This is a genomic window from Halolamina salifodinae (assembly GCF_017874235.1).
In the GTDB taxonomy this organism is placed as follows: domain Archaea; phylum Halobacteriota; class Halobacteria; order Halobacteriales; family Haloferacaceae; genus Halolamina; species Halolamina salifodinae.
On record NZ_JAGGLC010000001.1, the window covers coordinates 734,611 to 756,932 of the forward strand.

Consider the following 22,322-nt stretch of genomic DNA (forward strand, 5'->3'; position numbering starts at 1 on the left):
GCGAGCGGCCTGCTACTTCCGTTCAAACCCGGCGGCCAACGTCTCCTCACTCACGCTGAGCACCGTCGGCCGCCCGTGCGGGCACGCAAACGGCTGCTCGCACTGCCCCAGTCGGTCCACGAGCGCCTGCGCTTCCTCACTCTCCAGCGCGTCGCCGGCTTTCAGCGACGGGTGACAGGCGAGATCCGCGAGCGCCGCCTCCCGGGCGTCCTCGGGGTCGTCGCCGCGGGCGAGCGCCGCGAGGGTCTCCCGAAACGCCCCCGAATCGGCGGGCCGACCCAGCGGTGCCGGCACGGCCGAGAGCTTCACCGTCGTCCCGCCGAACGGCTGGGCATCGAACCCCATCGCGGCCAGTTCCTCGGCGTACTCCTCGACTACCGCCGCCTCCGCCGGCGACAGCGAGAGCGTCTCCGGCGGCGAGAGGGCGACCTGATCGATCCCGGCACCCGAAACAGCGGCCTGCAGGCGCTCGTAGTTCACGCGCTCGTGGGCGGCGTGCTGGTCGATCACCAGTAGGTCGTCACCCTCGGCACAGAGGAGGTAGGTGTTGCGGAACTGCCCGAGCACCGTCGCCGCCGCGAGCGCCGACTCGCCATCTTTCGGTTCGAGCGACTCCTCCAACCCCATCGCCACCCCGCCGGAGCGCCGGAGATCCGCGGTCGTGAGCGCGTCGTTCACGCCAGTCTCGACCGCCGCCTCGACGGCCTCGCGGGCTGAGACCGCGACCTCCGCCTTCGCGGGGTGGACGTTGGCGTCGACGCTCGCCGGGGGGAGCGACACAGAGACCACCGCGACAGGGTGCCGGCCGTCGGGGAGGAGCGTGCCGTAGCCCCGTTCGACGGCCCGGCGGACGCCCTCGTCGACAACCGGCCGGTCGTTGATGGCGGTCCGGATGTGCGACCGGTCCGAGCGCGTCGTGGAGGGGTAGACGAGCACCCCCTCGACGCGGATTGCGGCCTGCTCCGCGCTCTCGTCGCCCGAAAGCGTCGTCTCGTGGGTGAACGTCGTCGATCTGGCGGCCACGTGGCGGTCGTAGACGGCCGCCAGCGTGTCGGCGTAGGCACCGCTTCCGGGCGTTTCGAACACCTCGCGGCCGTCGTGGGCGAGCGAGAACGACACGCCCGGGCGGGTGAGCGCGTAGCGCGCGACCAGCGAGGAGATCCGGGCGAACTCCGCGCCGGCGCCGCCTAGCGCCTCCAGTCTGGCCGGGCGGTCGGCGAACAGGTCCCGGACGACGACGGTGGTTCCACATGCTCGGCCGGCGTCAGAGATCTGGATGTCCCCTTCCGAATCGACCGAGAGCCGGGTTCCCGGCTCCGTGCCGTCGCTGGCGACCAGTTCGAGGCGGCCCGCGTCGGCGATGCTGGGCAGCGCTTCGCCGCGGAAGCCGAGGCTGGTGGTCGCCGGGAGCTCCGCGGCGTCCCGGAGTTTGCTGGTCGCGTGGCGCTCGATAGCCCGCGCGGCGTCGCCGCGGCTCATCCCGTGGCCGTCGTCGGCGACCCGGATGCGCTCGGTGCCGTCGCCGTCGATTTCGACCCGGATCGAGTCGGCCGCGGCGTCGAGCGCGTTGTCCAGCAGTTCGCCCACGACCCGTGCGGGACGGGTGATCACCTCGCCGGCGGCGATGCGGTCGACCGTCGCCTCGTCGAGGCGTTCGACCGTCGGCGGGTCGGTGGTGTCGCTCATCGCGAAACGCGGTCCTGTAGCTCCTGCAGGCGGTTCAGCGCCTCCAGCGGCGTGGTTCGCGCGAGGTCGAGTTCGCGGAGTTCGGCGGTGATTTCGTCGGATACGTCGGCGTCGGTGTCGTCGTTCGGATCGATATCCGGAAGCGTCTGCTGGCCCGGCGGCGTCTGGGGTTCGGAGCCCGCCCCGGCCTCTTCAGCCTCGACGCCTGCGCCGTCGGTCGCCGCCTTCGTCGGCGTCGGTACCGAGTCGGTCGCAGGATCGCTGTTGGCCTCCGTCTCACCCTCCTCGACCAGCGCTCGCGAGCGCTCGACGACGGAATCTGGAACGCCAGCCATCCGCGCGACTTCGACGCCGTATGACGACGAGGAGGGGCCTTCATCCACGCGGTGGAGGAAGGTCACGTCCTCGCCGTCCCGGATCGCCGTGAAGTGGAGGTTGAACACGCGCTCGCGCTCCCCGGCCAGCGCGGTCAGGTCGTGGTAGTGTGTCGCGAACATCGTCCGGGCGCCGATCTCGTCGTGGAGGAACTCCGTGGCCGCGCGGGCGATGGCGAGACCGTCGGCGGTGGAGGTGCCGCGCCCGACCTCGTCCAGCAGCACGAGGGAGTCCTCAGTCGCGTCGTGGAGGATGCCCGTGAGTTCGCTCATCTCGCGCATGAACGTCGACTGGCCGCCCGCGATGTCGTCGCTGGCGCCGACGCGGGTGAACACCCGGTCCAGCACGGTGAGACTCGCGGATTTCGCGGGCACGAACCCGCCGGCCTGTGCGAGCACGCAGATCAGGCCGACCTGCCGCATGTACGTCGATTTCCCGCTCATGTTCGGCCCGGTGATGAGGCCGACGCTGCCGGCCGGCAAATCGGCGTCGTTGGGGACGAACTCCGCTTGGGTGCGGGCGACGACGGGGTGGCGCCCGGCCTCGATTTCGAGCGAGTCGTCGCCGTCGTGGAACGCCGGCCGGCAGAAATCCGGGCCGACGGCGACCGTCGACAGCGAGAGGAGGGCGTCGAGATCCGCGAGGTCGTCGGCCAGTCCCTGCAGGCGGTCGGTCGCCTCGGCCACCTCGGCGCGGACCTCGCGGAACACGTCGTACTCCAGTGCGTCGGCGCGCTCGGCGGCGCCGAGGATCTCGTCCTCGCGCCGGCGGAGTTCGGGGGTGACGAACCGCTCTGAGTTCTTCAGGGTCTGGCGCCGGCGGTACTCCTCGGGCACCGAATCGAGGTGGCTGTCGGTCACCTCGATGTAGTAGCCGTGGACCTGATTGTGGCCGACTTCGAGGTTGTCGATCCCGGTGCGTTCCCGTTCCTGCTGTTCGAGGTCGGCGACCCACTCCCGACCCTCGCGCTCGGTGCCCCGGACCTCGTCGAGTTCGTCGTGGAAGCCGTCGCGGATCACTCCGCCCTCGGTGATCTCCTGGGGCGGGTCCTCGGCGATGGCGGTTTCGATCAGGCTCCGGACCTTCCGGAGTTCGTCGAGGTCCTCGCGGAGGGCCTGCAGGCGGTCGGCGTCGGCGTCCGCGAGCGCGTCCTTCAGGTCCGGGACGATGGCGAGCGTCTGGGCGACCGAGCGGAGGTCCCGCGCGTTCGCTCGCTCGCGGGAGACCCGCGAGACGAGTCGTTCGAGGTCGTACGCGGCGCTCAGGCGATCCCGTAGCTCCTCCCGGAGCAGCGTCCGGGCCGAGAGGTCCGCGACGGCGTCGAGGCGGCGCTCGATGGCTCGACGGTCCACCAGCGGGCGACGGAGCCACGACGCCAGCCGTCGACGCCCCAGCGCACAGACCGTCTCGTTGATGGTCTCGAACAGCGTGTCGCCGTCGCGGTCGCCGCCGGCGCGGTTCTCGAACAGTTCGAGGCTCCGGAGCGCGGCGGCATCGAGACGCAGGCAGTCCGCGGGGTCGTAGCGCTGGATCCGCGAGACGTAGTCGAGCGACCCGTCGTCGCCCTGCGTGTACTCGGCGTAGGCCAGCAAGCCACCGACAGCCCGGGTCTCGACAGCTGTGAAGCGGTCCGAGTCGGCGTAGGAAGCGAGCGTCTCGCGGGTCGCGTCGGCCGCGAAGGCGTCGTCGTCCCAGTCGGTCGTGGGACAGGGGGCATCGATATTGGGTGCGCCCGGGCCAGCGAGCAGTTCCGCGGGGCCGACGCGGGCGACTTCCTCCTGCGCGCTTGCGCGGTCGGCGGCGGGTGCGACCCGGCACTCGCCCGTGGAGACGTCGACGCTGGCGACGGCGAATTCGGGACCCTCCGCGTCGTCGGCGCCGATGACGGCGGCGACGTACGTCGAATCGGGCGAGAGCAGTTCGTCGTCGACGACGGTGCCGGGAGTGATGATCTGTGTGACCGCGCGCTCCACGATTCCGGCGGTCTCGCTGGGGTCCTCGACCTGATCGGCGACGGCGACGCGGTGGCCGGCCTTGAGCAGGCGCTCGATGTACTCGGCGGCGTTGTCGACCGGGATGCCGGCCGCGGCGTAGGTGCCGGTGGAGTCCTCGCGCTCGATCAGGGTGAGTTCACAGCGCCGCGCCACCGCCTCGGCGATACCGCAGAACGTCTTGTAGAAGTCCCCCACCCGGAACAGCACGAGCGCGTCGTCGTGCGCCTCACAGCGGTCGACGTACTGCTGGAGCATCGGCGTGAGCTCGTCGCGGCGCTCGGCCAGCTCCGCCGGGGGACCCGTGACCGCAGACATAGCCGAAAGAGGGTGGGCGAGGCGGAAGAGCGTTACGCGACTGCGCCCGGAACACCGGGCACTGATCGTCGAGGAAGTCGGGTGATCGGCGTTAGCTGACGAACTGGAGTAGTTCGTCGCGTTTGGCCTCGTGGAACCGATCGGCCAGCGCCTCCTCGAGGGTGTCGATGGAGCCGGTTTTCGCGGTGATCGGACAGATGGTCTCCTGCCACTGCTGCCACGGCGGGTAGAGCCCCAGTCGGTCACAAAGGTCGTTCAGTCGCTCGTCTTTGTCGTCGACCTTGTCCATCTTGTTGACCGCGACGATGGGGTCGATGCCCACCTCCTGCAGGAAGTGGAACATCTCCACGTCGTGGGGGATATCGCCCTTCGCCTGGTGGCGGTCGATGATGTCGATCACCGACTTGCCGTCGACGACCAGCACGCCCGCGAGGATGTCCTCGGCGTTCTCCTCGACGTAGCGCACCACGTCGGTCTTGATCTGCTCGCGATGTCCCTCTTCGACGCCGGACATGAAGCCGAATCCCGGCAGGTCGGTGAACATGAAGTCCGGCCCCGCCCAGTCGTAGTGGTTGGGCTGGCGGGTCACACCCGGCTTCCCACCGGTGTCGAAACTGTGGCCCGTCAGCTCCCGCATCAGCGTCGACTTCCCGACGTTCGACCGACCGACGAGTACGACCTCGTCGCCCCGGTTCGGTCGGTTCTGGAAAGGCATGGAGATCGGTAGTCGGCTGACGGGGTTAACGCTCACGGGTCCGAGGTGAGCTTCGATAAACCAAATAGCGCGATAGAGATTGGCGGAGTAGTGATGATCGACACCCTTGGCCCGGCGCCTCGACGCCACCCCGACGCAGCCACTCGGTTCTACCGAATTATGGGTTTCTGATAAAATAGTATGAGAAATACGTTCCCAGAGACAGTTAAAACAGGCGGAGGTTATCCCGTGCAAAACAACTATCATCATAGCCTCGGTAGTTTTTGGAGACGCATGACCAACTACGAGAGACACACCGCGGTCACCGACGAGGAGCGTCGGGAGTTCCTCAAGGTGATCGGCGTCGCGGGTGCCGTCGGGGCGAGCGGCGTGACGCTCGGCGAACTGAACAGTACGGTCGAACCCTCGAACGTCGAAGCGCTGAGCGCGGTCGGTGCGGCCGTCTCCGAGGAGATGGCCGGGGGCGTCAACCCCGACCTGCTCGCGACACAGCAGGCCGAGTTGGCGACGGCGCTGTCGGCGGCGCCCGCCGCCGTCGAGAGCGGGGCGGCGTTCCGGGAGCCCGGCTCCGCGTTCGACGATATCGCGGAGGCCGGCTGGCTCACCCACGACCACCTCGCGGAGACCGGCTTCTTCGAGACCCTGAGCGAGGAGATGCCGGCGTTCAACCCCGAGCGCCTGACGACGAGCACGCAGGCGTTCCTCGGATCCAGCGCGGCGACAGCACCACTGACGGATCTGGATCTGGGCGGGACCGAAGGCGTCGACCTCGTTGCGCCGATCATCAACCAGGCCGAGAAGCTGAGCCACTTCCACTGGATCGCCTCCGGCGACATCCCGGCCGAGCACCAGCTCGCCGACGTGCTGCCGCCGATCAGCCAGCGCGCCGCCGGCGGGGTACTACTCTGGCTCCAGAACCTCGACGACCATCTCTACCAGGACCAGGTGCTCCTGAACGAGCAGATCCTGGCCGACGGGATCTGGGAGGTTCGCGGGATGACCGCGGGCTTCTACCTCATGGCCGAGGGTGCGAAGGCGGTCAGCGCCGACTCGGACCGGTTCACCGACGCCGAACTCGGCGCGCTGTTCGCGACGAGCATCGCGCTCCAAGAGGTCGCCCAGCGGATGCTGCCGGTCCACATGCACTGGCTCGACGAAGCGGCCCGCGACCCGGGCAACGTGAAGATCGACTCCATCTCCATCTAACACTATGGCAACCGACAACAACGACGACGAGCGGCTGTCGGCGGCGATCGACCGTGACCTCCTCGGCGACGAAGTCGACGACCCCGAGGAGCGCATGAACTTCATCGACACCGGGGAGAACGCGTTCGGCGAGAACGTCCGGCAGGTCACCAACGAGGTCCCCGGCGAGGACGTGACCGACGAGATGCTCCAGGAGGACGTGAACCGGACGGACTCTTGGCTCCACTTCAACAAGGGTCACGAGCAGACCGGCTTCTCGCCCAGCGAGGCGCTCACCCCGGAGAACATCGACCAACTGGAGGAGGCCTACCGGGTCGATACCGGCAGCGGCGGCCTGCAGACGACGACGACCATCGTCCCCGGCGACGGCGACACGCCGCCGGTCATGTACTTCATCGGCTCGGACACGAAAGTCTGGGCGGTCAACGCCCGCACGGGCGAGGAGTACTGGACGTTCCAGTGGGCCTACCCGGAGGACGCCGACTACGAGATCCAGCCGCGGTTCCGTGGCGTCTCGGTGTACGAGGACAAGGTGATCTTCGGCACGGCCAACCTCCATATGGTGGCGCTGAACCGCTACACCGGCGAGAAGGAGTGGGAGACCGACTCCATGGGGTCGCTCCCGTCGCTCCAGAACCTCCCGTTCCCGTTCATCGGCTACTCTCACTCGGGCTCCTCGCACGTCTACGACGGCACCATCTACGTCGGGCAGGTCGGCGGGGACAACTCCCTGATGGGCCACACCCACGCGATGGCGCTCAACGCCGACACCGGCGAGGTCGAGTGGACCACCAAGTTCGCGCCGGAAGACGAGTGGCTCGGCGACCTCTGGAAGCACGCCAACAGCTCGCCGTGGAACGCCGCGGCCATCGACCCCGAGTCCGACACCGTCATCTGGAACGCCGGGAACCCCCGGCCGATGCTGAACCCGATGGTCCGGCCGGGGCCGAACCAGATGAGCGCCGGCGTCGTCGCGCTCGACGCCAAGACCGGCGAGGTCAAGTGGAACGACCAGAACTCCCCGCAGGACCACTGGGACTACGACGGCCAGTTCTGCGCGTCGATCGTCGACGTGGAGATCGAGGGCGAGGAGCGCCGCGCGGTCGTCTACGAGCACAAGAACGGCTGGGTGTACGTCTACGACATCGAGGACGGCCAGCTACTCTCGCGCTCGGAGCCCTACGCCAAGCAGAAGAACATTCACAGCTTCATCGGCAAGGGCGAGGAGAACTCCACGGAAGTGTGGCCGGCGGCCGCCGGCGCCTCGAACTACCCGGCCGACGGTGTCAGCCCGAGGACCGGCTACCGCTACTCCGGGTCGCAGGACGCCGGGAACATCCTCTGGATGGAGGAGTTCAACTACCCGGAGGAAGGCGTCGGGACGCCGGGGATGGGGACCGGCCCAGACGGCGAGGACGAGATCTCCGGTGGCGGCCAGCAGCACACCATCGAGGGCGAGAACTATCAGGCCTACGTGACCGCGACGGACCTCAGCACCGGGGATCAGGCGTGGCGCACGAAGCTCCCCGACAGCGAGGACCTGTTCAACAACTCCTTCGTGGTCTACCCCGGCGGTACCACGCCAACCGCGGGTGGGCTGGTGTTCAGTGGCTCCTCGGGCGGCCATCTGTATGCGCTCGACGACGAGAACGGCGATATCCTCTGGGAGGCCGACACCGGCCAGCGCATCACCGCGACGCCGTCCGTCTGGGAGGACCAGGCCGAGGGCGCCGTGTTCGTCACCGTCGCGGCGGGGAACCAGATCGTCGGCTACCGCGCCGACGTGGACCTCAGCGCGACGACCGAGACACAGACCGCCACCGAGACGGAGACCGACACGCCGACCGAGACTGACACCGCTACCGAAGCCACGGACACCACGTCCACCAGCGGCCCCGGCTTCGGCGCCGCTGCGGGTGCCGCCGGCGCGGCCGGCGCCGGCTACGCGGCCAAGAAGCGCGCTGACGACGAAGACGACGAAGAAACCGACGAGGAGTAAGCGGCCTCGTTCGCGGTTCCCTTTTCACGACCGCCGCCTATTTGCCCGGTCCCCGAGAGACCCAGCCGTGCGACTCGTACAGGTGATGATCCCCGCCGGGAAGCGCGACGCCGTGCTCTCGGTGTTGGACGAGAACGGGATCGACTACGCGCTGTCGGACGAGACCAGCGGCCGGCGCTACACCGGCGTCGTCTCGTTCCCGCTGCCGACCAACGCGGTCGAGCCGATACTCGATCAACTACGGGAGGAGACCGGCATCGACCGCGAGGCCTACACGGTGGTGCTCGACGCCGAGACGGTCATCTCCGAGCGCTACGAACAGTTGGCGGAGGAGTGGACCTCCGGCGAGGAGGGGGACCGGATCGCCCGCGACGAGCTAACCGCCCGGGCCGCCGATCTGGCGCCCGACTGGGTGCCGTTCCTCATGATGACCGCCATCAGCGCCGTCGTCGCCACCGCGGGACTGCTGCTCGACTCGCCGGCGGTCGTCGTCGGGTCGATGGTGATCGCCCCCCTGATCGGGCCGGCGATGGCCACCAGCGTCGGGAGCGTCGTCGACGACCACGAGATGTTCGTCCGCGGGATCAAACTCCAGACGATGGGCGCGCTGCTCGCGGTGATGAGCGCCGCGGCGTTCGCGGGGCTGTTACGCTACGGCAACATCATCCCGCTGGGCACGAACGAGGTGCTCGCGGTCGGCGAAGTTCGGGAACGGCTCTCGCCGGGCGTCCCCTCGCTGGTGGTCGCGCTCGCGGCCGGGATCGCGGGCGCGCTGTCGCTCTCCTCGGGGGTCTCCTCGGCGCTGGTCGGCGTGATGATCGCCGCGGCGCTGGTGCCGCCGACCGCCGTGGTCGGGATCGGCATCGCGTGGGGCCGGCCCGGCGCCGTACTGGGGTCGGCGGTGCTCGTGGCGGTGAACTTCCTCTCGATCAACCTCGTGGCGCTGGTGGTGTTCTGGTACCAGGGCTACCAGCCCGAGGAGTGGTTCAAAGCCGACGAGGCCCGCAAGGAGACCGCCCAGCGCGCCGGCGCGCTGATTCTCGCGGTACTGATCTTTTCCTCGGTGCTCGTGGGCGCGACGTACGCCGCGACCCAGCGCGCCGCGTTCGCCGACGACACCCGGGCCGAGACCGAGGCGCTGCTGGAAGAACAGCCGTCGCTGTCGCTGGTCTCGTTTCAGGTCGAACACGGCGCGGCGTTCCCGTTCCGGACGCCCGAGCGCGTGGTCGTGACCGTCGGCCATCCGCCGGGGACTGATCCGCCGGCGGTAGCGGCGACGTTGGCCGACCGCATCGAAGCTATCGAGAGTGGGCGATTCGGCCTCGGCGGCGGCGCTGACGTGCAGGTAGAAGTCCACTACACCGCAGTAGAGACGAGCGGCTCGGTGGATCCGGCGCCTCAGGCGTTGCGTGACGGCGGGATGTCCGGCTCCCAGTCGACGGCCTCGACGACGGTGTCGAGCACGTCGTCGACGTTCTCGCCCTCGGCGACGCTCATGTAGGCGTCGGCCTCGACGTCGGTCGAGACGTCGGACTTGTTGCAGACGGTGACCATCGGCGCGTCGAACTGCCGGGATAGCTCCTCGCGGAGCTCCAGCTGGGCCGCGAGCGGGTAGCCACACTCCTCGGAGGCGTCGACGACGAACAGCACGGCGTCGGCGAGGTGGTGCAGCGCCGAGACGGCCTGGGCCTCGATGTCGTTGCGCTCGTCCTCCGGGCGGTCGAGGAGCCCCGGCGTGTCGACGATCTGGTAGCGGATGCGGTCGTGGTCGAAGTGGCCGACGTGGACCGCCGTCGTCGTGAACGGGTAGGACTCGATGGCGTTGCGTGCGTTGGTGACCGTGTTGACGAACGAGGACTTCCCCACGTTGGGGTAGCCCGCGACGACGATAGCCGGTTCGTCGGGCCGGATGTCCGGCAGCGTCTTGAGTTCGTCACGCGCCTCGCCGATGGCGAGCAGGTCGTCCTCGACCTCCTCGACGATGTCGGCCATCCGGGCGAACGCCTGCTTGCGGTGCTTGCGCGCGGTGTCGGTGTCGGAGTTCCGGATCTTGCCGGTGTACTCGTCGCGGATCGACTCGATCTGGCGGCCGGCCCACGTCACCTCGCTGAGCGCCTGCCGCAGGCGGTCGACGTCGACGATGGCGTCGGCGAGTTCGTAGTAGAACGGGTCGACGTAGTCGAAATCCGGCCAGGCGGTCACGACGTTCTGGAGGTTGTCCGAGAGGATGTTGCCGGCGGTCCGCAGCATCGCCTCCTGGGCCTCGTAGGGGGACTTGGCGCGCCCCGTCCGCGCCGCCCGGGAGAACGCCTTGTCCAGGAGTTCCTCCGCCCGGGGGGTGGTCGGAAGATCTTCGAAAGTCATCGATTACGGGAGTGTAGCCGCCCAGCGCGTAAAAGCGCGTCCGTTGGGGGACCGCGGGCGCCGGCGCGGTGTCGCTACGTCCGCGGCGGCGGCTCCCCCGGTTGGAGCGCATCGAGCGCGCCGGTCGGCGATGTCGCCGTCAGTCGTCGGCGACCAGCACGGTCTCGACGTACTCGTCGGCGGTCTGCCGGGCGGTTTCGAGCGCCTCGCCGTCGTCGAGCACCACCGCGCGGGTGCGGGCGCCGTCGACGATCGTCATCAGCGCCCGCGCGGCGTGGTCGGCGTCGACGTCCCGAAACACGCCCTCGTCGATGCCGTGGTTGATCACCGCCTTCAGCATGTATCGGAGATACTCGTCGTTCTGGCGGAAGCGCTCGCGGAACGCTTCCTTGTAGGGCGCCTGACTCCGCATCTCCAGCATCGCGACCAGCAGCTCGCGGTACTCCGCCACGTCGACCAACAGCTTATCGAGTAGTAAGTCCATCCGTTCGGCCGGGTCGGTGGTCTCCACCTCCCGGACCGACGAGGCGAACTGGTCGATCAGGTGGTCCAGATACGCCGCGAGCAGGTCGTCCTTGGTGTCGTAGTGGTAGTGGATCGCCGCGGTGGATTTGCCGTACTCCTCGGCTATCCGCTTGATCGTGAGGTCCGCGTAGCCGTGATCACGCAGCGCTCTGGAGGTCGCGCGCATGATCCCCTCGTTCGGGTCCGCGGATCGGCGATCCGGCGCATCAGGCATCATCCACATAGTTCGCCCGCCCGCGGCATAACCGTTGTGACCCAGCCGTCAGTTCAGCGATAGCCGCCGAGACGCCGTTTGACCTCCGTATCGGCGGATCGACGACGATGATCCAACCCTCCAAAACGCTTTTGACTGACTAGTCAGTAAGTACGATATGCACGCGAGTTTCGAGTCGAAGATCTATCCGCAGTCGGCGGGTCGGTACGGCGCCGGGGTGGGCGACTGATGGGCGTGCGAAGCCGTCTCGGTGCCCTGTTCAAGGGGAAAGAGGAGTTCAACCTCACTTCCGGCGGCATCGGGAAGCCCCTCTTTTTCCTCTCGATGCCGATCGTCGTCACGAACCTGTTCCAGACCGCCTACAACCTCGCGGACACGTTCTGGCTGGGCCAGTACAGCACCGACGCGCTGGCGGCCATCAGCTTCGCGTTCCCGATGGTGTTCCTGCTCATCTCGCTGGGGATGGGTATCTCCGTCGCGGGCAGCGTGCTGGTCGCGCAGTACACCGGCGCGGGCAAGGACCGCGAGGCCGAGTACGCAGCCAGCCAGACAGTCACGTTCGCAGTGATCGCGTCGGCCCTGCTCGGGGGGGTCGGCTTCTTCTTCGTCGAGGAGTTCCTGCGGCTGATGGGCGCCTCCGAGGACGTGTTGCCGCTGGCGACCCAGTACATGGAGGTCGTCGCCGTCGGCCTCGTGTTCATGTTCGGCTTCTCGGTGTTCATCGCGCTGATGCGGGGCTACGGCGACACGATCACGCCGATGCTCGTGATGTTCGGCTCGGTCGTGCTCAACATCGCCATCGACCCGTTCCTGATCAACGGCTGGACGCTCGTCGAGGGCGCGCCCCTGCTCGGGACGATCACGTTCCCCGAGATGGGGATCCAGGGCGCCGCCATCGCCACGGTGTTCTCCCGCAGCCTCGCGCTCGCGGTGGGGCTGGCGATCATGTTCCGCGGGAACCGCGGCGTCGAGATCAACTTCCGGGACATGGCACCGGACCTGAGCTACCTCCGTCGGCTGGTCCGGATCGGGATCCCCGCCTCCATCGAGGGGACGGGCCGCGCGCTCTCGATGAACCTCCTGCTGTTCATCGTCGCCTCGTTCTCGGATCCCGTCGTCGCGGCGTACGGGATCGGGACGCGGGTGTTCTCGGTCGTCTTCCTGCCGGCCATCGCGGTCGCACGCGGCGTCGAGACGATGACCGGCCAGAACATGGGCGCCGGCAAGCCCGAGCGCGCCGAACAGGCCGCGGGGCTCGCCGCGAAAGTACTGTTCGGCGTGCTCTCGATCGCCGGCGTCGTCGTGTTCGTCTTCCCCGAGCCGATCGTCTCGGTGTTCGTCGGCGCCGACCAGGCTGACGCTGCCCAGGTGATCCAGGTGGGCGCACAGTTCCTCCGGATCGTCGCGCTGACGTTCGGCTTCATCGGGATCATGCGCGCCTACACCGGGAGCTTCCGCGGCGCCGGCAAGACGCTCACTGCGGCGGCCATCTCGGTGCTGACCCTCGGCGTGATCCGCTTCCCCATCGCGTGGATCACCGCCGAGCCGCTGGGCGAGACGGGGATCTGGCTCTCCTTTGCCGTCTCGAACGTTCTCGGCGCGGCGATCGCCTACGCGTTGTACAAGCGCGGGACCTGGCGTGAGTCGGACCTCACCGAGGAGAGCGTCGACATCGATACCGGCGTCGAGGTGGCGACCGATGACTGAGCGGACGGACCGGCCGGTCGTCTGTGGCCCGCGCCGCGTGGCGCTCGATCACAGGGTCGAGGCGGCGCTCGACACCGTCGAGGAGGACGGGCTGGCGCTGGCACGGACGGTCGTGCGGGAGAGTCCGGACCGGTGGTACGGGCAACTGCTCGCCCTCGTTCACGACGCGGTCGCCGCCGTCCCGGCGCCGGAGCGAGTGCTTCCGGCGGCGACCGCGATGGAACTACTCGAGGGCTACGCCCGCCTCCGGAGCGAGCTACTGGTTCAGCTGAACGAGACGGTGGCCCACTCGTTCACGCGGGCGCCGCGCGAAGCGCTACTGGCCGGCGACTACCTCAACGCGGCAGCCTACGCGACGTTGAGCGACCTCTCACATCCGGACCTCGACGACGCCGTCGAGACAATCGCATCGGTCTCGGAGTCCGTCACCGGCGCGTTCGGCGTCGGCGACGAGCGGCCGGACGCTCGCGACGTGCTCGCCGACACCGCCGGAGCGCTAGGGGCGGGCGCGGCCCGCCTCGGCACCACGCTCGCCGGCGTCGACGGACAGCGACGGGCCCGGCTCGTGAGGGCAGGACGGGGCGCCAGCATCGCTCGTCGGGTCGAGTCGCCAGGGCAGGACGGCGGGACGCCGACGGTGCTTCCCACGCCGAGTGACGAGCGACGGCTCCGCCGGTACGCGACGCGGGAGCGGGCGGCCGCCGAGCGCGCCCTGACTCGGCTCGGGCCGGACGCCGACGCCGCCGCGCTGCGGACGGCGGCGCTCGGACGCGGCGATCGCTGACGCCGGTCGAGTCCACACCCCGGGCAGCCGCGTGGAACGAGAACGACGACCCGGCTAGGCGGCAGGGAGTCGTGACTGCGGGCTCTCTCGGCTGTGTGTCAGGCGCTGTCGCTGGTTCTCTATCGCTCTGAGCGGTTTATCGGTCCAGATACTCCTGCTGGATCGCGACGACCTCGCTGGAGTCCGCACACTCGCTGTAGCGTCTGAGCGGCTCCTCGTTGAGTTCGAGGAACGTCTCGCCCCAGGTGAACTTCGCCAGGATCTGCTCGGCCTGTTCGTTCTCGCCGAGGATCACGAGCGCGGCGGCGAACGCCTCAACGGTCGTTAGCTCCATCGGCCGGCCGAAGTTCACGGGGTTGGCGGCGACGAGATACGGGAGTGCGCGGTGGTCGCCGTCGATGGTGAACTGCTTCTCGCCGGCGGACTCCCACGAGCAGTCGAGCGCGACCAGCGCGCGCTCGGCGGCTTCGCGGTCCGCGGGCGAGAGCGCGCGCTCGGCGTGGGGGTTGAGCACGACCCCGTAGGGTGTCGCGCGGTCCGAGCGGTGCAGTTCCGCGAGGTCGAACCGCGAGAGCTTCCGGGCGGTACACTTCTCGGGGTCGTCATCGCCCTCGTAGCGAACGTGCAGGTCCACACCCGCGCTGGGCGCCCGAGCGGCATATGCCCCCCGGAGAGCCACCGGCTTCTTGGCCTCGCTGGCCCACCAGTCGATATGGGCCACACCGAGTCAGTCGAGCGCTACTACGAGGCCATCGACGCCGCGGACGGCGACGCCCTCCGAGACGTGCTCGATTCGGGGTTCCGCCACGACCGCCCGGACCGGACCATCGACGGCCGCGAGCGGTTCGTCGAGTTCATGCTGACCGAACGGCCCCGGACCGACACCGTTCACGCCGTCGACACGCTGTTCGTCCCGGAGGACGGCGACCAGTCCGAGGTCGCGGCCCACGGCCGGCTGTTCGGCGACGACGGCGAGGAGCTGTTCGCGTTCGTCGATCTGTTCACGGTCGAGGACGGGACGATTGTGGATCTGCGAACGTTCACGAACTGAGCCACGGCGCGTGACCAGCGACGACCGTCGGGTCGGCGCACGGAGCGGATGCCGTGGCTCGAGGAACTGAGCCACGGCGCGTGACCAGCGACGACCGTCGGGTCGTCTCACCAGCGGCGCGACGCTTTCCCACCTCGCGCTACTCGCGGGTCACTTCGTTCCCCGCTCGTTAACCGAGGCGGTTTGCCGCCGCGCCGGAGACGCGACGCTTTCCCACCTCGCGCTACTCGCGGATCACTTCGTTCCCCGCTCGTTAACCGAGGCGGTTTGCCGCCGCGTCGGAGACGCGGCGCTTTCCGACCTCGCGCTACTCGTCGCCGACGGCCGTCTCCCCAACGGCCTCGCGGCCCTCGACGACCTCCTGCCCGCCCATGTAGGGCTGAAGCGGTTCGGGCACGTCGACGGTGGCGTCCTCGTTCTGGTAGTACTCCAGAATCGCCACCAGCACGCGCGGGACGGCGACGCCCGAGCCGTTGAGCGTGTGGAGGTACTCCGCCGATTCGTGCTGCTCGGGGCGGTACTGGATGCCCGCCCGCCGGGCCTGGAACTCCCGGAAGTTCGACACCGACGAGACTTCGAGCCAGCGGCCGCCCTGCTCGGGGCCCTCTTCCATGTCGTCGCCGGGCGCCCAGACCTCGATGTCGTACTTCTTGGCCTGCGTGAAGCCCAGATCGCCCGTACACATCTCGAGGATGCGGTAGGGGAGCCCCAGCGCCTGCAGCACTGATTCGGCCTCCGAGACCAGCCCCTCGAAGCGCTCGTCGCTCTCCTCGGGCCGGACGAAGTTCACCATCTCGACCTTGTTGAACTGGTGGACCCGGACGATGCCGCGGGTCTCGGTGCCGTGCTCGCCGGCCTCCTGCCGGAAGTTCGGCGAGTAGGCCTGATACTTCAGCGGCAGGTCGTCGTCGAGCAGGATCTCGTCGCGGTGGAGGTTCGTGACGGGGACCTCCGCGGTCGGGAGCAGCCACAGGTCGTCGTCGTCGTATGGTTCGTCGTGACTCCCCTCGAGTCGGTAGGCGTCCTCGGTGAACTTCGGGAACTGGCCGGTGCCCTCCATCGACCGGCTGTTGACCGGGATCGGCGGGAACACGTCGACGTAGCCCTGCTCGCGGTGGGTCTCGAGGAAGAACTGAGTCAGCGCGTGCTCGAGGCGCGCGCCCTCGCCCTTGGCGAAGTAGTAGCCGCCGCCGCTGACCTTCGCGCCGCGCTCGAAGTCGAGGATGTCCAGTTCCTCGCCGAGGTCGTAGTGGGGCGTGACGTCGTCAGGAAGGGCGCGCAGGTCGTCGAACCCCTCGCGCCGGCGCTCGACGTTCTCGCTCTCGTCTGCCCCCCGGGGCACGTCGTCGTCAGGGAGCATCGGGATCTGCATCATGCGCTCCTCGAGTTCGGCTTCGAGTTCGTCGGCGCGCGCCTCGACTTCCTGCAGGCGCTCTTTGAGTTCGCTCGAGCGCTCGATAGCCTCTTGGGCCTCCTCGTCCTTGCCTTCACGTTTGAGTTCGCCGATGGTCCGGCTGACTTCGTTGCGCTCGTGGCGGAGTTCGTCGCCTTCGCCTTTCAGGTCGCGCCACTCGTCGTAGATCTCGAGGATCTCGTCGAGGTCCACGTCCTCGACGCCCTTGGCGTCGAGCGCGTCCCGGACGCGCTCTGGCTCCTCTCGGAGGGTCTGTCGGCTGATCATGGGCGGGGTTCTCGGTGGCTCGGGAAAACCGTGTCGGGTCCGTGGGAATGGGTTGCGGAATGAGTGTGCGCGTTCCCTTTCGAGGGGTGTCTTTGTTGCGGCAGCAGCTCGAACGCTGGAACAGCTTCCGCGACGGCGAACAGCACCGCGGAGTTCCCATGACCTCTGGGACCGCAGGGTGCCGGGCACAAGGCCCGGCACAGCGCCGAGTCCCCACCCCTCCCCTCGCGCTCGCCGACCGCTGGCGAGCGCGAGGCGTCCACCGCATCCGCACCACAACCGCGGGGCGCGAAGCGGGCGCGACCTCGTGTCGCGCCTCAGCGCGAGGGACGAGCGAGGGTTAAGCCCGAGCGAGTCGGCTGGGGAGGCTTGAGGCCGCTGAGCCGTCAGTGGTGCGGTACAAGTAGTCAAGCATCGAGATGCTGTTGCCGCCGCTGTACCAGTCTAAACCCCAATAAACAGCGGAGAATCAATCGTGGGGGGCGAAAAAGACCTCCAGCCCGTTTCGGGTGATTCGCACGTCGATGGTCCCGGGCCCGGTCACGTCGACCTGTTCGACGAGTTCGTACGGGCCGGCGACGACGTGCACGCGAACGGGGATCGGCGACTCACCCGCCTCCGGCGACGGGGCGACATCGTTGGCGAACTGCCGCGATCCGGGCGGCACCGTCCCCTCGAAATCAGGCTCCGGCGGATTATCGGGGTCGTACTCGGCGACCGGCGTCGCAGTGGCGGTGACTCGCTGCTCCCCGCCGCTGCGGTTCTCGATTGCCAGTTCGACCGCGTCGTTGGTCAGGGAGCTACAGCCAGCGAGCGCGAGCAGCGGGAGGGGCAGGAACGCGCGGCGTGAGGGCGCCATCACCGAGGGTCGGGGTTCAGCGGAGAAAACGGTTGCCGTCGCGGGCGAGGCTGGAAAACGTCGCGCCGTTGGCGCGACGGCAAACAGCCTCGTTACGCGAGCAGGGCGGGACCAGCGGTCCCGCGTGTAACCGGGAACGAAGTGACCCGCGAGCCTCAGTCTCGTGGAAAACTGAAAACTCAGCGTCCCTCGTCGCCGGGGGGTACCGGATTCGTTCCTCACGGCTCGCTTTGCTCGCCGTTCGGTTCGAGGCGGTTTGCCTCCCCTCCGTCGGGGCAAGCCCCGACGTGCACCCACTCACTTCGTTCGTGGGTACTCCGGGGAGTTTCCCCACCTCGCTACTCCTCGGGGTGGGCCCACGTCATCGCCTCGCGGACCGCCTCCTTGCGCCCGATGAACGTGATGCGGTCGCCACGCTGGAGCGTGTAGTCCGCCTCGGGGACGAACGACTCCTCGTCGCGACAGACCAGCCCGATCAGGCAGCCCTCCGGGAGTTCGGGGCCGATATCGCGCACCGTCTGGCCGACCAGCACGTCGGCAGTGACCTCGATCTCCTGGACGTCGCCGGACTCGCCGATGCCGCGCATCCAGTTGGCCAGCGCGGGGCGCTCGATGTGGTTGTCCATCGCCTGCGCGGTGGCCATCGCCGAGGAGATGGTGGTGACACCCAGTTCCTCGAAGGCGTCGACGTTTTCGGGGTTGTTCGTCCGCGTGATCACTTCCTCGGGGTCGAACTTCGACTGGGAGAGCTGCGAGATCAGCAGGTTCGCGTCGTCGTCGCCGGTGGCGGCGATGACGAACTTCGCGTTATCCGCACCGGCAGAGCGCAGCACCTCGGTCTCGGTGCCGTCGCCGGCGTGGACCGTAAAGCCCGCGTCGCGGGCCCGCTGGATCCGGTCTTGGTCTTTCTCCACGATGACGACGTCCTCGCCTCGGTCTTCGAGGCGGGTCGCAAGCTCTCGGCCCACGTCCCCGCCTCCGACGGTGATGACTCGCATAGGTATGATGTTGAGTTTCTCCGCAATCCGGCGGGCCAGCCCCGCCTCGAACACGACGGTCAGTAGGATGGTCAGGAAGACGGTGCCGACGAGCACGTCGGCGGCCTCGGGCATCCCGATCTCCGGGCTCCGGAGTTCGATGGCGAACAGCGTCGCCACCGAGGCCGGGATGATCCCGCGCGGGCCGACGACGCTCATGAACAGCTTCTCCCCCCGGGTGAACCGGTCGCCGACGCTGGAGACGAACACCAGCAGCGGCCGGAGCACCAGCGCGACGACGACGACGATGCCGATACCGGCGACGCCGAGGTCGAGCAGCACGTCGAAGTCCAGCAGCGCCGCCAGCATGATGAACACGAACGAAAGCACCACCAGCGTCACGTCGCCTTTGAACGCCGCAATGTCCTCCTCGTAGGGCACGTCGGCGTTGCCAAGCAGCATGCCCGCGACGGCGACGGCGGCGACGCCGGACTCGCTGGCGAGGTAGTTCGCGGCCGCGTAGGCCACGAGCGCGCCCGCGAGCACCAGCAGCCGCGCGTTCCGGGGGGCGTTCCCCGGCGAGAGGTCGACGTACTGGAGGAGGTAGTAGAGCAAGCCGGCGACCAACATCCCGACCAGCAGGCCGTAGCCAAGCCGCTCGGCGAACAGCCGAATCAGGGCGCCGGCGCCGGACGCGTCGGTGGTGATGATGTTGAAGATGACCACCGCGGTGATGGCGGCGGTCACGTCGTTGACGATCCCCTCCGTATCGAGTGCGATCCCGACTCGGTCCCGGACCGGAACGATGTCGAGGATCGGCGCGATCACGGTCGGCCCCGTCGCCACCAGTAGCGAGCCGACGAGCATGGAGACCAGCCAGCCCACGCCGAGGAACAGGTGGACGGCCACGGACGTGCCCACGAACGCGATCAGCGCGCCGACCGTGACCAGCCGGAACACGGTCTTTGGCGCCTCGCGTAGCTCCTCGATGCGGAGGTGGAACGCCCCCTCGAAGACGATGATCGCGACCGAGAGGCCGACGATGGCCGGCAGCGCCGTGCCGAACTCGTCCGGGTTGAGCACCCCCGCTACTTCGGGCCCGAGCAGGATGCCCGCGGCGATCAGGAACACGATGCTCGGGATCTGGAAGCGATCCGAGAGTACCTGCGCGACGACGCCGACGCCGATGATGCCGGCGACGAGCGCGATCAGCACCGCTGATTCGGCGCCGGCCATCTAGGACCCTCCGACCGCTGACTGTCGATTCGCCTGCACACGGATAAGTTCCGGTCGGGGTCGCTTAAACGTGGCTACTGTGCCACGCCGGATCCGTCATTCGTACAGGTCCTCGATCTCGTCGGCCCAGCGGTCGAGGATCTTGCGACGCTTCTTCTTCATCGTCGGCGTCAGCAGGTCGTTCTCGGGGGTGAACGCCTCCTCGACCAGTTTGAACTGCTTGATCCGCTCGTGGCTCTCGAAGGCCTCGTTGATCCGCTCGACCTCACGCTGGAGGCGGTCGCGCACGCGGTCGTCGTGGCAGAGTTCGGCGTCGCTGTCGGGCAGGTCCAGCCCGTCGGACTCACCCCACGCACGCACCGCCTCGAAGTCGGGCACGAGCAGCGCGCTCACGAACTTCCGGGCGTCGCCGATCACCATCACCTGCTCGATCAGTTCGTTCTCGGCGAACGCGTCCTCGAGGGGGCCCGGCGGGACCATCTTCCCCGTCGAGAGTTTGAGTAGCTGTTTCGCCCGCTCCCGGAACGCGATGTAGCCGTCCGGCCGGATCTCGACCACGTCGCCGGTCCGGAACCACGGCTCCCCGCCGTCGTCGCTCTCGTCAGACTGCGTCTGACTGTCACCGGAAGCCGACGGCTTCCGGTTGCTCGAGGGACGGTGTCCCTCGCTGCCAGACGGGCGCAGCTCGTCGGCGTCGACGAACGCCTTCTCGGTCGCCTCGGGCTTGCCCCAGTAGCCGTCGGTGACGTTCGGCCCGCGGACGAGCAGTTCGCCCGTCTCGCCCTCGACCTCCTCGCCGACGACGCCGACGGACTCGTCGAGGTTCGTCTCCACGTCGACCACCGGCGGGCCAATAGTGCCCGGTTTGGGGTCCTCGATGGGGTTGACGCTGAGCACCGGCGACGTTTCCGTCAGTCCGTACCCCTCGAGGATCGGGATCCCCATCCCGTGGAACAGCCGGCAGAGCCCCTCCGAGAGGCTGCCGCCGCCGGAGACGAAGAAGTCGATGTTGTCCCCGAGCGCCTCGCGTACGCTGGAGTAGACCAGCCGATCGGCGATGTCGTGTTTCGCCGAGAGCAGGGCGCCGGGGCTCTCCGCGCGTTCGTGCTCGCGGGCGACGTCGACGGCCCACTCGAAGATGCGCTGGCTGATGGGTGACTCGCTGGCCTGCTCGCGCACGGCGGCGTAGAGTTTCTCGTACACGCGCGGGACGCTGGTGACGGTGGTAGGGTTGACCAGTTGGAAGTCCTCCCGCAGCGTATCGGCGCTTTCGGCATAGGCCACCGACGCCCCCGCGGCGAACAGGAGAAAGTGGCCCGCCAATCGCTCGAACACGTGGGCAAGCGGGAGAAAGGAGAGCGCCACCGTGTCGCCGTCGGTGGTCGGCATCTCGGGGTCGCGGTCGGGTCGGGGGCCGAACCGCCGGAAACACTGGTTCACGTTCGACCGGAAGTTGCGGTGGCTGAGCTCCACCCCCTTCGGCTGGCCGGTGGTGCCGGAGGTGTACACCAGACTCGCCAGGTCCTCGGGCGCGCGCTCGTCGAGCCACCCCTCGTAGGTTTCCTCGTCGAACGCTTCGGCGCCGCGCTCGTGGAGTTGGCCCAGCGTGAACACGTCGTCGCGGTCCCGGACGGCCGCCGCGGCGCCGCTGCCGTCGGCGGGTTCGTCCATCACGATGACGAACGAGAGGTCGAGTTCGTCCTCGACGTTCAACACTTTGCGCAGCAGGTCGCCGTTCTCGACGACGACGCCGTCGGCGCCCGCATCGCCCAGCAGATACTCGGTCTGTTCCTCGGAGGAACCGCTGTAGACGGTGGTGACGACGCCCCCGGCCGCGAGCACGCCGAAGTCACACTGAGCCCACTCCAGCCGGGTGTCGGCGAACAGGCCCACCCGGTCGCCGGCCTCGACGCCCAGATCGCGAAAACCCGCCGCGAGATGGCGGACGATGTCGCGGGTCCGTTCGTAGCGCAGGTCGGCGAACTCGCCGTCGGGCGCCGCGGGGATCACCCCCTCGGCGACCAGCGAGCGGTCGTGGATGTCGCCCTTGTAGCGCTGTGCGACGCTCCCCTCGTTGCGCTCGGCGCTGGCCTCGAACATCGCCGGCAGCGTGTCGTCGTCGATGACGGGGTGGTCGAACCCCCGCTCGGCCTCCCGGATATCCATAGGCCCGGGATCCGTCGGGAACGACCATAAAGTTCCGTACACCCCGGGGGTGTTGTTCGGGGTTGATCGGGGCGGGAAGCGGTTTGTGACACGCGGCGGAACTGGCGCCCGTGGGAACCCGCGCCCTCGTGCTCGCGGTCCTCCTCGTGCTCGCCGGCTGTAGCTCGCTCTCGGGAACGCACACCGTTGCCCGGCCGGGCTACGTGATCGCCGAGCCTCTCGACGCCGACGGGGTTCCGGAGAACGCCACCGTCGTCGACGCTGCAACTATCGAGCCGTCCAGCAACGGCCTCGACGAACTGCTCGCCGAGGCGGTCGAGCGAGACCAGCGGGCGAGCCGTGAGCTGCCCCGTTCGGAGATGGCGGAAGTAGAAGACCAGCTATCGGCGGCACCGCGCCACGACGACAGCCACTATCTCCGGTACGAGGGAGAGATCCTCCGCGTCCACACGAAGTACCTACAGTGAC

At 68.6% G+C, this 22,322-nt stretch carries 17 protein-coding genes; 7 read left to right on the forward strand and 10 right to left on the reverse strand.

Annotated elements, in window-relative coordinates:
• Nucleotides 1-12: 12 nt before the first annotated feature.
• The 3 genes from mutL to engB form a co-directional block, all read right to left on the reverse strand.
• The gene (mutL, locus tag J2753_RS03900; RefSeq protein ID WP_209490595.1) at nt 13-1,686 is read right to left on the reverse strand and encodes a DNA mismatch repair endonuclease MutL; all 1,674 of its coding nucleotides are present in this window, start codon (nt 1,684-1,686) and stop codon (nt 13-15) included.
• A complete protein-coding gene (gene mutS / locus J2753_RS03905) occupies nt 1,683-4,370 on the reverse strand; it encodes a DNA mismatch repair protein MutS (protein WP_209490597.1) in 2,688 nt (895 codons plus the stop codon). Before mutS ends, mutL begins: the two co-directional genes overlap by 4 nt.
• 91 nt (nt 4,371-4,461) lie before the next feature.
• The gene (gene engB / locus J2753_RS03910) at nt 4,462-5,085 is read right to left on the reverse strand and encodes a GTP-binding protein EngB (RefSeq protein WP_209490599.1); all 624 of its coding nucleotides are present in this window, start codon (nt 5,083-5,085) and stop codon (nt 4,462-4,464) included.
• A gap of 273 nt (nt 5,086-5,358) precedes the next feature.
• Here engB and J2753_RS03915 point away from each other — a divergent pair, with 273 nt between their 5' ends.
• The 3 genes from J2753_RS03915 to J2753_RS03925 all read left to right on the forward strand — a co-directional run bounded on the left by J2753_RS03915 (nt 5,359) and on the right by J2753_RS03925 (nt 9,791).
• A complete protein-coding gene (locus J2753_RS03915; protein WP_209490601.1) occupies nt 5,359-6,291 on the forward strand; it encodes a hypothetical protein in 933 nt (310 codons plus the stop codon).
• Nucleotides 6,292-6,295: 4 nt separating this feature from the next.
• Entirely contained in the window at nt 6,296-8,290 is a 1,995-nt protein-coding gene (locus J2753_RS03920; RefSeq protein ID WP_209490603.1) for an outer membrane protein assembly factor BamB family protein, read from the forward strand.
• A gap of 67 nt (nt 8,291-8,357) precedes the next feature.
• Nucleotides 8,358-9,791, forward strand: a complete 1,434-nt coding sequence (locus J2753_RS03925) for a TIGR00341 family protein (RefSeq protein WP_209490605.1) — start codon at nt 8,358-8,360, stop codon at nt 9,789-9,791.
• On the opposite strand, the gene J2753_RS03930 is transcribed toward J2753_RS03925, so the two are convergent.
• Together J2753_RS03930 and J2753_RS03935 are read right to left on the reverse strand one after the other, a co-directional pair.
• Nucleotides 9,689-10,654 (reverse strand): NOG1 family protein, encoded by a 966-nt coding sequence (locus tag J2753_RS03930; RefSeq protein ID WP_209490606.1) that lies wholly within the window; start codon nt 10,652-10,654, stop codon nt 9,689-9,691. The genes J2753_RS03925 and J2753_RS03930 overlap by 103 nt on opposite strands.
• A 139-nt stretch (nt 10,655-10,793) precedes the next feature.
• The gene (locus J2753_RS03935) at nt 10,794-11,393 is read right to left on the reverse strand and encodes a TetR family transcriptional regulator C-terminal domain-containing protein (protein ID WP_209490762.1); all 600 of its coding nucleotides are present in this window, start codon (nt 11,391-11,393) and stop codon (nt 10,794-10,796) included.
• Between the two features lie 228 nt (nt 11,394-11,621).
• Between J2753_RS03935 and J2753_RS03940 the strand changes: the two genes are divergently transcribed.
• Together J2753_RS03940 and J2753_RS03945 are read left to right on the forward strand one after the other, a co-directional pair.
• Nucleotides 11,622-13,100, forward strand: a complete 1,479-nt coding sequence (locus tag J2753_RS03940; protein ID WP_209490607.1) for an MATE family efflux transporter — start codon at nt 11,622-11,624, stop codon at nt 13,098-13,100.
• A complete protein-coding gene (locus tag J2753_RS03945; protein ID WP_209490608.1) occupies nt 13,093-13,884 on the forward strand; it encodes a hypothetical protein in 792 nt (263 codons plus the stop codon). The genes J2753_RS03940 and J2753_RS03945 overlap by 8 nt, the downstream gene beginning before the upstream one ends.
• 136 nt (nt 13,885-14,020) lie before the next feature.
• Here the strand turns inward: J2753_RS03945 and J2753_RS03950 are convergent, their stop codons facing one another.
• Nucleotides 14,021-14,518, reverse strand: coding sequence for a DUF367 family protein (locus tag J2753_RS03950; protein ID WP_209490609.1), 498 nt, complete (start codon nt 14,516-14,518; stop codon nt 14,021-14,023).
• A 78-nt stretch (nt 14,519-14,596) separates the two neighbouring features.
• Here J2753_RS03950 and J2753_RS03955 point away from each other — a divergent pair, with 78 nt between their 5' ends.
• Complete coding sequence (locus J2753_RS03955; protein WP_209490610.1) at nt 14,597-14,935, forward strand: nuclear transport factor 2 family protein; 339 nt, start codon at nt 14,597-14,599, stop codon at nt 14,933-14,935.
• A gap of 307 nt (nt 14,936-15,242) precedes the next feature.
• On the opposite strand, the gene serS is transcribed toward J2753_RS03955, so the two are convergent.
• The 4 genes from serS to J2753_RS03975 form a co-directional block, all read right to left on the reverse strand.
• Entirely contained in the window at nt 15,243-16,616 is a 1,374-nt protein-coding gene (serS, locus tag J2753_RS03960) for a serine--tRNA ligase (protein ID WP_209490611.1), read from the reverse strand.
• 469 nt (nt 16,617-17,085) lie between these two features.
• On the reverse strand, nt 17,086-17,475 hold the full coding sequence (locus tag J2753_RS03965) for a hypothetical protein (protein WP_209490612.1): 390 nt from the start codon (nt 17,473-17,475) through the stop codon (nt 17,086-17,088).
• Nucleotides 17,476-17,813: 338 nt separating this feature from the next.
• Nucleotides 17,814-19,688, reverse strand: coding sequence for a cation:proton antiporter domain-containing protein (locus J2753_RS03970; RefSeq protein ID WP_209490613.1), 1,875 nt, complete (start codon nt 19,686-19,688; stop codon nt 17,814-17,816).
• A gap of 96 nt (nt 19,689-19,784) precedes the next feature.
• Nucleotides 19,785-21,854 carry an AMP-dependent synthetase/ligase gene (locus J2753_RS03975; protein WP_209490614.1) on the reverse strand — a complete coding sequence of 690 codons (2,070 nt, stop codon included), beginning with the start codon at nt 21,852-21,854 and terminating at the stop codon, nt 19,785-19,787.
• Between the two features lie 110 nt (nt 21,855-21,964).
• Between J2753_RS03975 and J2753_RS03980 the strand changes: the two genes are divergently transcribed.
• Nucleotides 21,965-22,321 (forward strand): hypothetical protein, encoded by a 357-nt coding sequence (locus tag J2753_RS03980; protein ID WP_209490615.1) that lies wholly within the window; start codon nt 21,965-21,967, stop codon nt 22,319-22,321.
• The last annotated feature ends 1 nt before the right edge of the window (nt 22,322 follow it).

Excerpts from the sequence above, each read along its gene's own strand:
- mutL (WP_209490595.1), bottom strand. The coding sequence starts at position 1,686 with ATGAGCGACACCACCGACCCGCCGACGGTCGAACGCCTCGACGAGGCG.
- mutS (WP_209490597.1), bottom strand. The coding sequence starts at position 4,370 with ATGTCTGCGGTCACGGGTCCCCCGGCGGAGCTGGCCGAGCGCCGCGAC.
- engB (WP_209490599.1), bottom strand. The coding sequence starts at position 5,085 with ATGCCTTTCCAGAACCGACCGAACCGGGGCGACGAGGTCGTACTCGTC.
- J2753_RS03915 (WP_209490601.1), top strand. The coding sequence starts at position 5,359 with ATGACCAACTACGAGAGACACACCGCGGTCACCGACGAGGAGCGTCGG.
- J2753_RS03920 (WP_209490603.1), top strand. The coding sequence starts at position 6,296 with ATGGCAACCGACAACAACGACGACGAGCGGCTGTCGGCGGCGATCGAC.
- J2753_RS03930 (WP_209490606.1), bottom strand. The coding sequence starts at position 10,654 with ATGACTTTCGAAGATCTTCCGACCACCCCCCGGGCGGAGGAACTCCTG.
- J2753_RS03935 (WP_209490762.1), bottom strand. The coding sequence starts at position 11,393 with ATGCCTGATGCGCCGGATCGCCGATCCGCGGACCCGAACGAGGGGATC.
- J2753_RS03940 (WP_209490607.1), top strand. The coding sequence starts at position 11,622 with ATGGGCGTGCGAAGCCGTCTCGGTGCCCTGTTCAAGGGGAAAGAGGAG.
- J2753_RS03945 (WP_209490608.1), top strand. The coding sequence starts at position 13,093 with ATGACTGAGCGGACGGACCGGCCGGTCGTCTGTGGCCCGCGCCGCGTG.
- J2753_RS03955 (WP_209490610.1), top strand. The coding sequence starts at position 14,597 with ATGGGCCACACCGAGTCAGTCGAGCGCTACTACGAGGCCATCGACGCC.
- serS (WP_209490611.1), bottom strand. The coding sequence starts at position 16,616 with ATGATCAGCCGACAGACCCTCCGAGAGGAGCCAGAGCGCGTCCGGGAC.
- J2753_RS03965 (WP_209490612.1), bottom strand. The coding sequence starts at position 17,475 with ATGGCGCCCTCACGCCGCGCGTTCCTGCCCCTCCCGCTGCTCGCGCTC.
- J2753_RS03970 (WP_209490613.1), bottom strand. The coding sequence starts at position 19,688 with ATGGCCGGCGCCGAATCAGCGGTGCTGATCGCGCTCGTCGCCGGCATC.
- J2753_RS03975 (WP_209490614.1), bottom strand. The coding sequence starts at position 21,854 with ATGGATATCCGGGAGGCCGAGCGGGGGTTCGACCACCCCGTCATCGAC.